Below are 15912 nucleotides of genomic sequence, written 5' to 3'. Positions count from 1 at the left end.
TTTCCAACGAAAACGTTAGCGTTTTTGCCGAACGGTTTCAAAGTGTTCACACACCTCTGTGATCGCGTTTAAGGTTCTTGGGGTTGGGCGGTTGATCCAATCGGAATTGAGTGACCAAACGTGGTTGTTCTTTAACGCAGGGATGTCGTTTTTCCATTCTGCCCACATGCCATCATTACTCATGGCATGGCGAGAGGTAAACAGGACTTCGGGTTGGCGAGTAATCACTTGCTCGATGCTGACTTGTGGGTAAGGGGCACTGCCTTTAGCAAAGATATTCTCGCCACCACAGAAGGTGAAGACTTCACTTGGCCAGTTCTTGCCCGCAACGGTGATGATCGGTTTCTCACTCAATTGATAGAAGTAACTGACTTTATCCTCGGTATTGTATTTTTCTTTTAATGCTTCTAACTGCGCGCGGAATTCTGCGGCGGCTTTTTGCCCAACTTCTGGCTTCTCACTGTACTGGCTAAGTTGCTCAATGTTCGTAGCGATGTCTTCTAACGTGCCAGTCGTTGAGTAGTAGATAGGAATGCCAAACTGCTTGAGCTTTTCAAGTTCTTTGGCTGGATTACCTGCTGGCCAAGCGATAACCAAATCGGGTTGAAGGGCAATGATGCGCTCTAACTTGATGCCTTGATAGTTTGATACTTTCTCTAAGTCTTTAGCTTGCTCGGGGTAGTCACTCATCTCGCTGACGGCAATCAGTTTGTCACCAAGACCTGCAGCATAGGCGATTTCTGTTGAGTGTGGTGCCAAGCTGATGACGCGTTGAGCTGGTTCATTGGCAAAAGAAGCAGCAGAGAAGATAAGAGGAAGAGCAAAGCAAAGTTTGTTCATCATAGTCCTTGATAAATGAGTCCGAGAATCAGGCTTTGGATAACGATCCAAGCAAAAATACGCCACACAATGAGGGTTTGGATTTGTGCTAGATGAATAGCAGATGGTGCTATACGACCACCAATTTTCGCTCGTTCAGCTCGTTGACCTTGGTACAGCGCTGGACCGCCAAGTGACAATTGAAGCTTGTTACCAATTGAGCACAACAACCAAGCTGGCCCCGGAAGTGGCCAAGACTTCGCTTGTTGAAGCATAGCAGTCGAAACACTCGATAGGTTTTTACCCATGCTAATGAACACGGCAAACAAGCGTAAAGGAACAATCTCCAATGCAGCCGTTAGCTGAATAGCAGGCTTACCAAAAGGTGAATACTGGCGGCGACTTGGGGACCAAGCACGAGCTAGCTCTGCCGTTAGGCGATACATCAACGCGCCAATTCCACCAGTCAATCCATACCAAAACAACACAGACACAACGTTACGTCCGTAGCCCATGATGATGGTCTCTGCGCCTGCTTTACCAATCCCAAGCAGTGATAAGCTCTCGGTATCTCGATTAAGGTAAGGTTTTAGTAGTGCTCGGCACTGTGCTTTGTTCTCATTAGACATCGCAGTAACGAGTTGTTTCGCAAGTGATTCGTTGTTTCGCCAGTCGAGAGCAATAAGCAGTAATGCCAGCTCAAATAAGGGCGCTTGCCAAACTAAAGGTTTCATCGCGAGCAGCAATATCAAGCAGGGTACAAGCATAAGAAGCAGTGCGAGTCCGCCAGAGAGAATGCTTTGTGAGTAGTTGTGGTTGTTATTAACTTTGTTCGCCAGTTGTTCTGCGAATTTATGCCACAAAGTCACAGGATGAGCAGCGTGAGGAATAGGGATTAATAAGTGGAATAGTAATGCGCCCCACATGACGAGGAGCGCACCATTGGCATAGAGCTGTTGAAATATTTCTTCCATGAAATTCTGGGGACTTACTTAGTCAGTTCCAACATTTTGCATACCATTTCTGAAGAGCTTTTCGCTGCTAGCGGTAGGAACTCTTCGAAGCTCATTGGTGATTCTTTGTCTGCTACGTCAGAGATAGCACGAACAACAACAAACGGTGTGTTGAATTGGTGACAAGTTTGGGCGATAGCAGATGCTTCCATCTCTACAGCGATAACTGAAGGGAAGTGTTTACGGATAAACTCTTGACGTTCTGCCGTGCAAACAAACGCATCACCTGTACAGATCAGTCCGCGAACAGCGTGCGTGTTTTCCATTTGAGCCAGTGCTTTTTCAGCAAGGTCCATTAACTTCTCATCCGCTTTGAATGCTGCTGGTTGGCCTGCCATTTGACCCATTTCGTAGCCAAACGCAGTTACGTCTGCATCGTGGTGACGAACTTCTGTTGAGATTACAACGTCGCCTAGGTTTAGGCTTGAATCGAAGCCGCCTGCAGAGCCCGTGTTGATAACAACATCTGGTTGGTACTCGTCTAGCAGAATAGTTGTGCCTACTGCCGCCGCTACTTTACCGATGCCAGATTGAAGCAGTACCACATCAACGTCGTTAATCTGACCAGAGAAAAACGTACAACCTGCTTTGCTTACTGTTTGGCAGTTTGTCATTGCTTCTTTCAGGATGGTGACTTCTTGTTCCATCGCACCGATGATACCAACTTTCATAACACTCTCTTTCGATAAAAATTTAAGTTGGCGAGAGTATACCACTCTGCACCAATATGTGGTCGTTATTTGATTAACTCAGCATTCGCCAACAGTGAACGTAATTGTTCGGCACGCTTACGGTTCACTCCAAAGTCTGAATAGCCAACGCGAGATTCAGAACGAACAATAAGCTGGTCGCCTTCGATCTTAAGCTCTAAATCGTCCACAAAGCGCATGATTTTAGATGTGCATTCGATACGTAGATAATTGCCTTCTTTAACGGCTGTCTTCGCGCCTGGCAGTTCAAGCGCCACTTGCTCAATTGCATCGATGTTCGTGGATTCGGTTAGGGTGAATGGTGTTAGGTTGTATTCTTCACGCGTGTCTTGGGTGGAGACGCAGTTGGGTTTGTCACCACAAGGTGATTGAGAACGATCCGTCATGGTTGTGACTCCTTGGCTACAAGCGGTTAAGCCGAGCAAAGTAATGGAAAGGAGAGCGGCTTTTTTCATTAGTTCTATCCCTTATCTTAGGAATTTAATTATATGTAATAAAAGAAAAAAGGATCCAATAGTAGGATCCTTTTTGAGACGTTAACAGTGATTAAACTTCAAGGTAATCGAGAATACCTTCTGCGGCTTTTCGACCTTCATCAATCGCGGTCACGACCAGATCTGAGCCTCGTACCGCATCGCCACCAGCGAAGATCTTTTTGTTGCTGGTCTGGAATTGGAACTCTTGTTTCGCAGGAGCTTTGATGCGGCCCCATTGGTCCAACTCGACATCAAACGGAGCTAGCCAGTCCATTTTGTGTGGCTGGAAACCAAACGCCATGATAACGACGTCTGCTGGTAGAACGTGCTCGCTGCCTTCTACTGGTTCTGGGCGTCGGCGGCCTGCTTCATCAGGCTCACCAAGGGCAGTTTTCACCACTTTGACCCCTGAAACCTTACCTGACGCATCGACTTCAATTCCTAAAGGCTGAAGGTTGAACATGAACTTCACGCCTTCTTCCTTGGCGTTTTTCACCTCGCGGCGAGAGCCTGGCATATTGGCTTCATCACGACGGTAAGCACATACCACGTTTGACGCGCCTTGGCGGATAGAGGTACGAACACAGTCCATTGCGGTATCACCACCACCGAGTACCACTACGCGTTGCTTTGCCATGTCGATAAATGGTTTATCGTGCTCCAAGCCCATGACCTTGTACGTATTTGAAATCAAGAATGGCAGAGCATCGTAAACGCCCGGCGCACCTTCATTTTCTAGTCCTGCACGCATGTACTTGTAAGTACCAACACCCAAAAAGACGGCATCGTACTCATCAAGTAGCTCTTGCATCTGTACATCTTTACCTACTTCGATGTTCATCTTGAACTCTACGCCCATCTCGGTGAAGACGCGGCGGCGGTTTTCCATCACGCCTTTTTCAAGCTTGAACGAAGGGATACCGAAGGTCAGTAGGCCTCCAATTTCAGGATAGCGGTCAAATACGACAGGTTTCACGCCATTGCGGACTAGAATGTCGGCAGCTGCCAAGCCTGCTGGGCCTGCACCAATGATGGCAACCTTTTTATCGGTCCACTCGACCTTGGACATATCAGGCTTCCAGCCCATTTCGAAGGCTTTGTCGGTAATGTATTTTTCAACGTTACCTATAGTGACGGCGCCAAAGTCCTCATTGAGAGTACAAGATCCCTCACATAGGCGATCTTGTGGACAAACTCGGCCACAAACTTCAGGTAAGCTATTAGTTTGGTGTGACAATTCAACAGCTTCAAGGATACGACCTTCATTGGCTAACTTTAGCCATTGCGGGATGTAGTTGTGGACTGGGCACTTCCATTCACAATATGGGTTACCACAATCCAAGCAGCGATCCGCCTGCGCAGTCGCTTGTTGCTTGGTAAATGGTTCATAGATTTCAACGAATTCGATCTTACGCACTTTGATAGGTTTCTTCGCAGGATCTACGCGTTGAACATCGATAAATTGATAAACGTTCTGACTCATGATTCAAACATCCTCCATGATTACTGGGCTTGAACGCGCAGTTCTGCGGCACTGCGACTCTGGTGGCCAAGTAGCGTGCGTAAGTCTGCCGCTTGTGGTTTCACCAAGTAGAACTTTGGAATCCATTCATCAAAGTTCGCCAAGATATCTTCTGCGTGGCTAGAGCCGGTTTCTTCAAGATGCTCGGCAATTAGACCACGTAAGTGCTCTTGATGGATGTAGAGATCCGACAGAGAAATCGCTTCAACAGACTCGTTGTTCACGCGACCTTGGAAGTCTTGGTTCTCATCCAATACGTAAGCAAAACCGCCAGTCATGCCTGCGCCAAAGTTCACGCCTGTTGCGCCAAGAATGGCAACAATACCGCCGGTCATGTACTCACAAGCGTTATCGCCAGCGCCTTCAATAACGGCAATCGTACCTGAGTTACGTACGCCGAAACGCTCACCGGCTTTACCTGCCGCAAACAGCTTACCGCCGGTCGCGCCGTACAGACAGGTGTTACCAATGATGGTTGCTTCATTACACTTAAATGCAGTGCCAAGGTGAGGTTTGATAACCACCTTACCGCCAGCCATGCCTTTACCTACGTAGTCGTTGGCATCCCCAGTGAGGTAAAGCTCTACGCCACCCGCGTTCCAAACGCCAAATGACTGGCCTGCAGTGCCATCCAAGTGCAGTTTGATTGGCGTCGCCGCCATGCCTTGGTTGCCGTAACGCTGAGCGATTTCACCAGATAGGCGAGCACCCACAGAACGGTCGGTGTTGATCACGTTGTAGAAGAAGCTAGCAGATTGACGTTTTTCAACCGCTTGTAGTGCGTCTTCGATGATCTTGTTGTTTAGCTCTGCTTTATCAAATGGTGTATTTGGTTGTGTCCAGTAAAGAGGGTGTCCTTCTGGAGAGACTGGTGCCTCAAGGATATTCGACAAATCCAGCTTGGTTTGTTTTGCTGTCAGACCTTCAACGGTTTCCAACAAATCGGTACGACCAATCAAGTCAGTAAGTTTTTCAACACCAAGTTCAGCAAGTAATCCACGTACTTCGTCCGCCAGACCAATGAAGTAGTTCATCACCATTTCCGGTAGACCTTTGAAGTACTCTTTGCGTAGAGTCTCGTCTTGAGTCGCAACTCCTGTGGCACAGTTGTTGAGGTGACAAATACGTAGGAACTTACAACCCATTGCCACCATTGGCGCAGTACCAAAACCGAAGCTTTCCGCACCGAGAATCGCTGCTTTCACCACGTCTAGGCCCGTTTTTAGACCACCATCTACTTGCAGACGGATCTTATGGCGTAGACCATTGGCAACCAATGCTTGTTGGGTTTCTGCCAGTCCCAATTCCCATGGGCTACCAGCGTATTTCACTGAAGTTAATGGGCTTGCTGCGGTACCACCGTCGTAACCCGAAATGGTAATGAGATCAGCGTAAGCTTTCGCGACACCTGTTGCGATGGTGCCGACACCAGGCTCAGATACTAATTTCACCGAAACCAGCGCATTTGGATTGACTTGTTTTAGGTCGAAGATCAGCTGGGCTAAATCTTCAATTGAATAAATATCGTGGTGCGGAGGAGGGGAGATCAGAGTCACCCCCTGTACCGAATAACGCAGTTTTGCGATTTCTGCTGTGACTTTATGTCCCGGTAACTGACCACCTTCGCCCGGCTTCGCACCCTGTGCGACCTTGATCTGCAGTACGTCTGCATTGGTGAGGTAGTGAGGCGTAACACCAAACCGACCTGAAGCGATCTGCTTGATGCGCGAGTTACGCTCTGTACCGAAGCGACGTGGATCTTCACCGCCTTCACCGGAGTTGGAGTAACCACCAAGACGGTTCATCGCTGTTGCAAGTGCTTCGTGCGCTTCTGGGCTAAGTGCGCCAATAGACATCGCCGCAGAATCAAAGCGCTTGAAGAGCTCAGTGCTAGGCTCAATTTGCTCTAAAGGTAGCGGTGAGTCTGATTTTTTCAGCGACATTAAGTCTCGTAGCATGGCTACAGGGCGTTGGTTCACCTGCTTAGCAAAGCTCTGATAATCATTACTTTCGCCTGATTTCACCGCAGTTTGCAGTGTACCAACCACGTCTGGGTTGTAGGCGTGATATTCACCACCGTGGACGTATTTCAATAAGCCGCCATGCTCAATGGCTTTGCGTTTCGCCCAAGCTTTACGAGAAAGGTTGTACAAATCTTGTTGGAAGTCGTCGAAGTTCGCGCCTTCAATACGAGTTGTAACACCTTTAAAGCACAAATCGACCACTTCTTGGCTCAAGCCAACCGCTTCAAACAGTTGCGAGCAGCGGTAAGAGGCGATGGTAGAAATCCCCATTTTCGACATGATCTTGTACAGACCTTTGTTGATGCCGTATTGGTAGTTTTGCATCACATCGCGATAGTCTTTTTCTAGCGCTTTATCATCAATCAGCTTACCTAGTGCTTCATAAGCTAGGTATGGGTAAACTGCAGTGGCGCCAAAGCCAAGCAAGACAGCAAATTGGTGTGGGTCACGAGCTGTTGCGGTCTCAACAACAATGTTGGCATCACAACGTAAGTTGGCATCGATCAAGCGAGTTTGAACCGCACCGACTGCCATTGCTGCAGGAATTGGCAGTTTGCCTTTGACTAAAGCGCGATCTGAAAGCACGACTAGAACCGTGCCTTCACGTACGACCTGTTCCGCTTGTTCACACAGATCATCAATGGCTTGTTTGAGATCTTTCTGTTGTGGATCGTAGTTGATATCGAGAATGGTATTACGGTAATGATCGTCACCAAGCTCGAGTAATTGCTGCATGTCTGAGTAAAGTAATACTGGCGAATCGAAGGTCACTCGGTAGGCGTGGCCATCGGTTTCACAGAAGACGTTCATCTCCTGACCAATACTGGTCGCCAGTGACATCACGTGTTTTTCACGCAGTGGATCGATCGGCGGGTTGGTTACCTGCGCGAACTTCTGACGGAAATAGTCAGTCACCAAGCGCTCTTTAGAGGATAAGACGGCCATCGGGGTGTCATCACCCATAGAGCCGACCGCTTCTTGTCCCATATCACCGAGAACGCGCAACACTTGATCGACTTCTTCATTGCTCATGGCGAATTGCTTTTGATAAGTCTTAAGCAAGTCTTCATCAAAGCTGCGTTCGCCAACTTGATCTTCAGGTAACTGAGCAAAAGGTGTGAGTTTGCGAACGTTGTTTTCCATCCACTCGCGGTAAGGGTGACGAGATTTCAGATCGTTATCGATCTCGCTAGACTGCCAAAGCTTACCTTTTCGAGTGTCGATAACCAGTAGTTCACCCGGACCAACACGGCCTTTTTCTGCGACCTCATCCGGAGCGTAATCCCAAATCCCCACCTCAGAAGCTAGAGTGATCAACTTGTCCTTGGTAATCACATAACGTGCAGGACGCAGACCATTTCGATCTAGGTTACAGGCAGCGTAACGACCATCGGACAGTACGATACCAGCCGGGCCATCCCATGGTTCCATGTGTTTGGAGTTGAAGTCGTAAAACGCTCGAAGATCCGGATCCATATCTGGGTGGTTTTGCCATGCTGGTGGCACAAGCATGCGCATGGCGCGGAAGATATCCATACCGCCTGCTAAAAAGAGATCCAACATATTATCTAAGCTGGAAGAATCTGAGCCAGTCTCGTTCACAAATGGTGCCGCAGTTTGTAGGTCTGGCAGCAGTGGTGATGAGAACTTGTAAGCACGAGCACGTGCCCATTGGCGGTTACCTTCAATGGTATTGATCTCACCATTATGAGCAAGGTAACGGAACGGTTGAGCCAGAGGCCACCGAGGCTGAGTATTCGTTGAAAAACGCTGGTGGAACAGGCAGATAGCAGATTCCATGCGTAGATCAGCAAGGTCAAGATAGAAGCGCGGTAAGTCCGCAGGCATGCACAAGCCTTTGTACACCAGAACTTGTGTCGACAAGCTACAGATGTAGAAGTCAGGATCTTCAGTGATTTGTTTTTCGATGCGACGGCGTGCGATGTAGAGGCGACGCTCAATGTCACGCTCGCGCCAACCTGCCGGGGCAGAGATAAAGACTTGTTGAATGTCTGGAAGTGAATCAGCAGCGATTGGGCCGAGTACTTCTGAATTGGTTGGCACTTCACGCCAACCCGCAACAGTTAACGTCTCTTGTGCGAGTTCTTTGTTGACGATGTCCTTGGCGAGTTGAGCTTTCACCGGGTCTTGGTTGAAGAAAATCATCCCAACGGCGTATTGCTTGCCAAGGTTGAAGCCATTTTCTTCGGCGATAAGGCGTAAATAGGAATCGGGCTTTTGTAGAAGAAGACCGCAACCATCACCAGTTTTACCATCGGCGGCGATGCCACCACGGTGGGTCATGCGATCAAGTGCGGAAATTGCTGTACGTACCAGCTTGTGACTTTGCTCGCCTTCCATGTGCGCGATTAAGCCAAATCCACAGTTGTCTTTCTCAAGACTTGGATCATAAAGAGCCATTGCAATTCTCCCTTTGCTTATCTGTCATCCCGACAGATATATCAACACTGCTCAAGTTGATAATGATGACTAACTATGCGTCACTTTCTATGTTTTATGTATATCTATTCAATAAAATTCGTCAAATATCTTAACAAAAATTGTGTGTTTTATTTTCACCAACTTCACAAGCTATAGCTTATTGTAAAAAAGGTCAAGTTATTAGTGAATCATCGCGTGAATATGCGATTTACCATTTAATTGGCTGAAATAATTCAATAAAAACAGTGAGATAGAAAAGTTGTTGTTACAAAAAAGTAACATTTGATTCTGGCGGGCATAAAAAAGACCAGCACAAAATGCTGGTCAAAATAAAAAGGTTGGAAGGAACTGTTTTCTTTCTTCGCTACCAGCCATCGATACTACTGATGGCTGGATTTAATACTTAGAAAGAGGAAGTGAGAACACTCCCTTTACGCAGAAAGCATCAGTGAATCTGCTTTTGCTTCTAGGTTTGTGCCACCCATTAAATAGCCATCGATAGCACGGGCACATTCACGACCTTCGTTGATACAACGAACCACCAGAGATTGTCCTGTTCGCATATCACCAGCAGCAAATACACCTTCTTGGTTGGTAGCAAAACCTTGGGTTGCTACGTTACCGCGATCATCCAGCGCGATATCCAGTTGAGCAAGCACGCCAGTTGGTTCTGGGTGCAGGAAGCCCATCGCTAGGAATGCCATATCACATGGGATCACACGCTCGCTGCCTTCTACTTCTTTGAAGCTTGGGCGCTCGCCTGGTTTCGCATCTTGCCAAACGATATCAGCTAAACGAAGGCCTGTAACTTCACCTTTGTCATTGCCGATGAACTCTTTGGTTAGGATGTTCCAGTGACGATCAACGCCTTCTTCATGAGAGGTCGAAGTACGTAGGATCATCGGGTACTGTGGCCATGGCATATTAGCAGGGCGCTTCTCTGGTGGAATCGGCATGATTTCAACCTGAGTGATGCTTGCTGCACCGTGGCGGTTTGATGTACCTACACAGTCAGAACCCGTATCACCACCACCGATAACGACAACATGTTTACCCGCGGCGTGAAGTTCTTCACCCTTAAGATCCATGTTGTTGGCACGGCGGTTGTTTTGACCTAGGAATTCCATTGCGAAGTGAACGCCTTTTAGCTCACGCCCCGGAACTGGCAAATCACGAGGAACGGTTGAACCACCCGTTAGTAGAACCACATCGAATTCTTGACGAAGTTGCTGGGCATTCACATCAACACCAACGTGTTGGTTAACTTTGAATTCAATACCTGCTTCTGCCATCAAGTTGATCTTACGATCAATCACGTCCATACCCAGTTTGAAATCTGGGATACCAAAACGTAGCAGACCGCCTACTTTCTCGTCTCGCTCGAATACTGTCACAGTATGGCCAGCGCTGTTTAGTTGCTCAGCAGCCGCAAGGCCAGCAGGGCCCGAACCGATGATCGCAACGGTTTTGCCTGTGCGAGAGCGTGGTGTTTTTGGTTTGGCGTATCCTTCACGATACGCCGTTTCCACGATGGTTTTCTCGATATTACAGATGGTGATTGGATCTTGGTTGATGCCAAGTACACAAGCACTTTCACATGGAGCAGGGCAAACTCGACCAGTAAACTCAGGGAAGTTATTCGTCGAGCTTAGAATGTTCCATGCTTCTTCCCAGCTATCACGATAAACCGCGTCGTTAAACTCTGGGATGATGTTACCGATAGGGCAGCCGTTATGACAAAACGGCACACCACAATCCATACAACGAGAAGCTTGAGTATTGATTTTGCTACCAAACTCCTCGTTCAGAACGAACTCTTTGTTGTTCTTGATACGTTCAGCTGGGTCGATCTTCTGTGGAAGTTCACGACCATGCTCTAAAAATCCAGTAGGCTTACCCATTACACTGCCTCCGCTTCAGTTTGTTGCGCTTCAGCTTTACGCTTTTGAAGAACCGCTTTGTAGTCACGCGGCATTACCTTAACCATAGAGGCTAGGCTTGCTTCAAAGTTGTCTAGGAAAGACTGAGCGACTTCACTTCCTGTGAATTGAACATGCTTGGTTAGCATGTCGAGTAATAGATCTTTGTCTTCTTGCTCGATTGGGTCTAGGTCAACCAGTTCTGGGTTCAGTTTCGACTCAAAGTCGCCTGATTTATCCCATACGTAAGCAACACCGCCACTCATACCTGCGGCAAAGTTACGACCTGTTGAACCAAGGATGATGGCAGCACCGCCAGTCATGTATTCACAACCGTGGTCACCGACGCCTTCTACTACTACTTTCGCACCTGAGTTACGAACACAGAAACGTTCGCCAGCCATACCGCGAATGAAAGACTCACCCGAGGTTGCACCGTAGAAACATACGTTACCAACCACGATGTTATCTTCAGCGACAATGCTTGATTTCGCATCAGGGTACAGCACCAAGGTACCGCCAGATAAGCCTTTGCCCCAGTAGTCGTTTGCATCACCTTCCACTTCGAACTTCACGCCCTTAGCTAGGAATGCACCGAATGACTGACCTGCAGAGCCGTTGAACTTCACGTTCATTGGTTGAGGAAGGCCGGCATCTTTGTACACTTTCGAGATTTCGTTCGACAGCATGGTTCCTGCAGAACGGTCCGTGTTAACGATAGGGAATTCGGCTGTCACCGCTTCACCTTTCTCGAGAGCAGGAATGGCAGCTTGAATCAGCTTACGGTCTAGTACTTCTTCTAAGTTGTGGTTCTGCTCTGCTTGGTTGAATACGCCGTCCGCTTCGCGTGGCTGTTCAACGTGTAGAACAGGAGATAGGTCTAGGTTCTTGTATTTCCAGTGAGAAACATCTTGGCGAATTTTCATTTTCTGACCTTGGCCTACCATCTCATCGATAGTGCGGAAGCCAAGTTCAGCCATGATTTCACGTAGACCTTGTGCCATGTATTGGAAGAAGGTTACGACGTCTTCTACGCGACCATCAAAGCGCTCGCGAAGGGTCTTGTTCTGAGTCGCGATACCAACAGGACAGGTGTTCTTATGACACTTACGCATCATGATACAACCTTCAACCACCAATGCTGCGGTTGCCACGCCCCATTCTTCTGCACCAAGTAGTGTTGCAACTGCAAGGTCACGAGGTGTCTTCATCTGACCATCTGCTTGAACCACGATACGGTTACGTAGGCCGTTCTTCAGTAGCGTTTGGTGCGTTTCTGCCAAGCCAAGTTCCCAAGGAAGACCGGTATGACGGATTGAAGACATTGGGGATGCACCAGTACCGCCGTCGAAACCTGCGATAAGTACAACGTCCGCTTTCGCTTTAGCAACACCAGAAGCGATCGTACCTACGCCAGCTTCCGATACCAGTTTCACGTTTACGCGACCCGCGCGGTTCGCGTTCTTCAAGTCGTAGATAAGCTGAGCCAAATCCTCGATTGAGTAGATATCGTGGTGTGGAGGTGGCGAGATAAGACCGACGCCCGGAGTTGAGTGACGTGTAGCACCGATCCAGTCATCCACTTTATCGCCTGGTAGCTGACCACCTTCACCTGGTTTCGCACCTTGAGCCATCTTGATTTGTAGCTCATCAGCGTTGGTTAGGTAGTAAGAGGTTACGCCGAAACGACCTGAAGCCACCTGCTTGATCGCAGAGCGTTCCCAATCGCCGTTGTCTTTGCGTTCGAAACGCATTGGGTCTTCACCACCTTCACCAGAGTTCGATTTCGCGCCAAGGCGGTTCATCGCAACAGCCAGTGTGGAGTGTGCTTCGTAAGAAATAGAACCGAATGACATTGCACCGGTCGCGAAGCGTTTCACGATGCTTTCAATTGGCTCGACTTCGTCGATAGAGATAGAACCTGCTGGGTTCTTAATGAACTCAAGTTGGCTACGCAGGGTTACCGCGTTGTCACCTTGCTTATCTACAGCAGTCGCGTATTGCTTGAACTGATCGTAGTTCTTGTTACGCGTAGACTCTTGCAGTAGAGAAATGGTTTCTGGGTTGAAGAGGTGTTTCTCACCACGCTGTTTCCACTGGTAAACACCGCCAACATCCAACATTTGAATTGGGATTTCGCGTTGTGGGTAACCGATACGGTGACGGATCAGCACTTCTTTGGCGATATCATCAAGGGTTAGACCTTGGATACGAGAAACCGTACCTGTGAAGTACTTGTCGACCACTGATTTGTGGATACCTAAAGCTTCGAAGATTTGCGCGCCGTGGTACGACTGTAGCGTTGAAATACCCATCTTCGAGAAGATCTTCAGAAGACCGCCATTGATCGCTTTACGGTAGTTGTCGAACAGGTCGCGAGGGTTCGCTTCTGGATCCAACTTCTTCGTACGTTGAAGTTCAATGATGGTTTCAATCACTAGGTAAGGGTTAACCGCATTCGCACCGTAACCAAGTAGCGTTGCAAAGTGGTGCGTTTCACGCGCGTCACCAGTTTCAACCACGATGTCACACTTCGCACGTAGACCTTTACGGATCAAGTGGTGGTGTACTGCGCCAACTGCCAGCATTGCTGGGATCGCCGCGTGGTTTGAGTTCACTGCACGGTCAGTGAGTAGGATGATTGAGTAACCATCGATAACCGCGTCTTCTGCGTATTGGCAAATACGTTTTAGTGCGCGCTCAAGCTTGCCTTGATCTTCATTGGCTTGGAATACGATATCCAAAGTCTTCGCTTGTAGGTGTTCGTTATCGATCGCACGCAGTTTTTCAAGCTCAGAGTTCGCCAGAACTGGCGATTCCAATTCGACTTTCTGGCAGTGAAGTGGTGTTTCAGTCAGAAGGTTTTGGTCTTTACCCAAGTAAGTGTTCAGCGACATAACCATACGCTCACGGATCGGGTCGATCGGCGGGTTAGTTACCTGTGCAAACAGCTGCTTGAAGTAGTTTGAAAGATGCTGAGACTGATGAGATAGAACCGCAAGAGGCCAGTCGGCACCCATGGCTGATAATGGCTCTTTCGCATCATTCGCCATTGGAACGATGATTTCGTTCACTTCTTCAGTGCTCACACCGAAAGCTTGTTGACGGTGTAGCAAACGTTCTGGAGAAGGTTGGCTAAACTGGTTGCTCGCATCTGGCAGCTTCTTCAAGCTCAGTAGGTTTTCTTCTACCCACTTCTCGTAAGGCTGCGCTGTTGCAATGGTGTCTTTCACTTCTTCATCAGAGATGATGCGACCTTGCTCTAGGTCTGCAACGAAGATACGACCTGGTTGTAGACGGCCGCGGAACTCTACGTTCTCTGGCTCAATATCCACAACACCAGATTCAGATGCCATCACTAGGAAGTTGTCTTTGGTCACTGTGTAGCGAGAAGGGCGCAGACCGTTACGGTCGAGTGTCGCACCAACTTGAACACCGTCAGTAAAACATACTGAAGCAGGACCATCCCATGGTTCCATGATGTTCGCGTGGTATTGGTAGAACGCGCGACGCTTAGGATCCATGTTTTTGTTTTCTTGCCATGCTTCTGGGATCATCATCATCAATGCGTGTGGCAGGCTGCGACCAGAAAGAACTAGGAGCTCAAGTGCCATGTCAAAGTTAGATGAATCCGAGCTGCCTTCCTGACAGATAGGAAGAAGCATGTCGATTTCAGCCTGAGTAAACAGGTCTGACTCTAGAATTGCTTCACGGGCTTTCATCCAGTTCAAGTTACCGCGAACTGTATTGATTTCACCGTTGTGGGCAATGTAACGGAAAGGCTGTGCAAGACGCCATTTCGGGAAGGTGTTGGTAGAGAAACGAGAGTGTACCAGTGCCAGTGCGGTCACCATGGTCGGATTTTGCAGATCAAGGAAGTACTGAGGTACTTGCTCTGTCGTTAACTGACCTTTGTACACCAATGTCTTGTATGACATTGAGTTAATGTAGAAGTCGTCACCAATGTTTGAAACGCTTTCTAGGCAAACTCGCACTGTGTAGTTACGAAGCACGTACAGTTTGCGCTCGAGCTCTTCAGGTGTGATGCCAGGGCCACCAGAGATAAACACATGCTCAAACTGAGGCTCTGTGCTTAGTGGGTCTGCACCGATCATTGAGTTGTCGGTTGGCAAAACGCGGTAGCCGATAACTTCAAGGTCTAGACGCTGTGCGTTGCGTTCTAGAATGTCACGGCATTGTTCGCGTTTGTATTCGTCTTTCGGGAAAAGAACGACACCAACACCATACTTTTCAAACGAAGGCAGTTTAATGCCTAGCTTAACGGCTTCTTCTAATAGGAATTCATGAGGTTTTTGTAGCAAGATACCCGCGCCATCACCGCTGCATGGATCACAGCCTTGGCCACCACGGTGTTCCATGCGAGCCAGCATATCCAATGCTTGAGTCACTACTTCATGAGATTTACGGTTTTTAAGGTGAGCAACAAAACCGATACCACAAGCGTCATGCTCCAGCTCCGGAGTGTACAGACCCTGTGAATTTTGCTCTCTATCTACCATAGATACATCCTTCCAGTTCAATGTCGACGCAAGAATCTCGGACAGATCTCGACTGCCTTAGGTGCGCTCTTTGCGTCTTGTCCTTTATATTTATGATTCGCCACTGGCCGAGGTTGACCAGTCTTGATTCCTTTCCGTATCTCGCAGGAAAAATTTTGCGAGAAAAACAATCCTTGGTGATATCCCTTTATTTATTGCCACAATTTAGTGACTTATATAGGTGGGAGCGGGGTATCGCCGACAATTCCCGCAGTTGATGTTGTAATAAAAGTCACAAAAACGACGGGGTTGTGTAAGTATCCTACAATTTTGTGACTTGAGAATGCAACGAAAAGTCGCTTTTGTGACCCAATTTTTTCGTTTAAATATTCACTTTTTGTTTAACATTTGCGCAACATTGCAGGTTTTAAGTTGGTTTTATGCAGTTTTATTGATTTCACACCGCTACCTGTTTGTTTGAATTGACT

The 15912-nt window shown here is 48.0% G+C and carries 8 protein-coding genes; all 8 read right to left on the bottom strand.

Annotation, left to right across the window (positions count from 1 at the left end):
- Positions 1–15: 15 nt before the first annotated feature.
- The 8 genes from btuF to gltB (QTO06_RS07700) all read right to left on the bottom strand — a co-directional run bounded on the left by btuF (position 16) and on the right by gltB (QTO06_RS07700) (position 15445).
- A complete protein-coding gene (gene btuF / locus QTO06_RS07735) occupies positions 16–840 on the bottom strand; it encodes a vitamin B12 ABC transporter substrate-binding protein BtuF (RefSeq protein WP_038888964.1) in 825 nt (274 codons plus the stop codon).
- On the bottom strand, positions 840–1793 hold the full coding sequence (locus QTO06_RS07730) for a cobalamin biosynthesis family protein (protein WP_331407347.1): 954 nt from the start codon (positions 1791–1793) through the stop codon (positions 840–842). Before QTO06_RS07730 ends, btuF begins: the two co-directional genes overlap by 1 nt.
- A 14-nt stretch (positions 1794–1807) precedes the next feature.
- Positions 1808–2503, bottom strand: coding sequence for a 5'-methylthioadenosine/S-adenosylhomocysteine nucleosidase (gene mtnN, locus QTO06_RS07725; protein WP_005436177.1), 696 nt, complete (start codon positions 2501–2503; stop codon positions 1808–1810).
- Between the two features lie 65 nt (positions 2504–2568).
- Positions 2569–2997, bottom strand: coding sequence for a DUF1499 domain-containing protein (locus tag QTO06_RS07720; RefSeq protein ID WP_038878196.1), 429 nt, complete (start codon positions 2995–2997; stop codon positions 2569–2571).
- Between the two features lie 91 nt (positions 2998–3088).
- Positions 3089–4501, bottom strand: coding sequence for an FAD-dependent oxidoreductase (locus QTO06_RS07715; protein WP_005436181.1), 1413 nt, complete (start codon positions 4499–4501; stop codon positions 3089–3091).
- Positions 4502–4521: 20 nt separating this feature from the next.
- A complete protein-coding gene (gltB, locus tag QTO06_RS07710; RefSeq protein WP_331407346.1) occupies positions 4522–8985 on the bottom strand; it encodes a glutamate synthase large subunit in 4464 nt (1487 codons plus the stop codon).
- 452 nt (positions 8986–9437) lie between these two features.
- Positions 9438–10907, bottom strand: coding sequence for a glutamate synthase subunit beta (locus tag QTO06_RS07705; protein WP_331407345.1), 1470 nt, complete (start codon positions 10905–10907; stop codon positions 9438–9440).
- Positions 10907–15445 (bottom strand): glutamate synthase large subunit, encoded by a 4539-nt coding sequence (gltB, locus tag QTO06_RS07700; protein WP_331407344.1) that lies wholly within the window; start codon positions 15443–15445, stop codon positions 10907–10909. The genes QTO06_RS07705 and gltB (QTO06_RS07700) overlap by 1 nt, the downstream gene beginning before the upstream one ends.
- Positions 15446–15912: the final 467 nt, after the last annotated feature.

Source organism: Vibrio sp. M260121 (assembly GCF_036533715.1).
Taxonomy (GTDB): domain Bacteria; phylum Pseudomonadota; class Gammaproteobacteria; order Enterobacterales; family Vibrionaceae; genus Vibrio.
This window is presented reverse-complemented; position numbering and strand designations above follow the sequence as displayed.

What these genes read in the sequence shown, in the direction of transcription:
- btuF (WP_038888964.1), bottom strand. Translation starts at nt 840, where the DNA reads ATGAACAAACTTTGCTTTGCTCTTCCTCTTATCTTCTCTGCTGCTTCT.
- QTO06_RS07730 (WP_331407347.1), bottom strand. Translation starts at nt 1,793, where the DNA reads ATGGAAGAAATATTTCAACAGCTCTATGCCAATGGTGCGCTCCTCGTC.
- mtnN (WP_005436177.1), bottom strand. Translation starts at nt 2,503, where the DNA reads ATGAAAGTTGGTATCATCGGTGCGATGGAACAAGAAGTCACCATCCTG.
- QTO06_RS07720 (WP_038878196.1), bottom strand. Translation starts at nt 2,997, where the DNA reads ATGAAAAAAGCCGCTCTCCTTTCCATTACTTTGCTCGGCTTAACCGCT.
- QTO06_RS07715 (WP_005436181.1), bottom strand. Translation starts at nt 4,501, where the DNA reads ATGAGTCAGAACGTTTATCAATTTATCGATGTTCAACGCGTAGATCCT.
- gltB (WP_331407346.1), bottom strand. Translation starts at nt 8,985, where the DNA reads ATGGCTCTTTATGATCCAAGTCTTGAGAAAGACAACTGTGGATTTGGC.
- QTO06_RS07705 (WP_331407345.1), bottom strand. Translation starts at nt 10,907, where the DNA reads ATGGGTAAGCCTACTGGATTTTTAGAGCATGGTCGTGAACTTCCACAG.
- gltB (WP_331407344.1), bottom strand. Translation starts at nt 15,445, where the DNA reads ATGGTAGATAGAGAGCAAAATTCACAGGGTCTGTACACTCCGGAGCTG.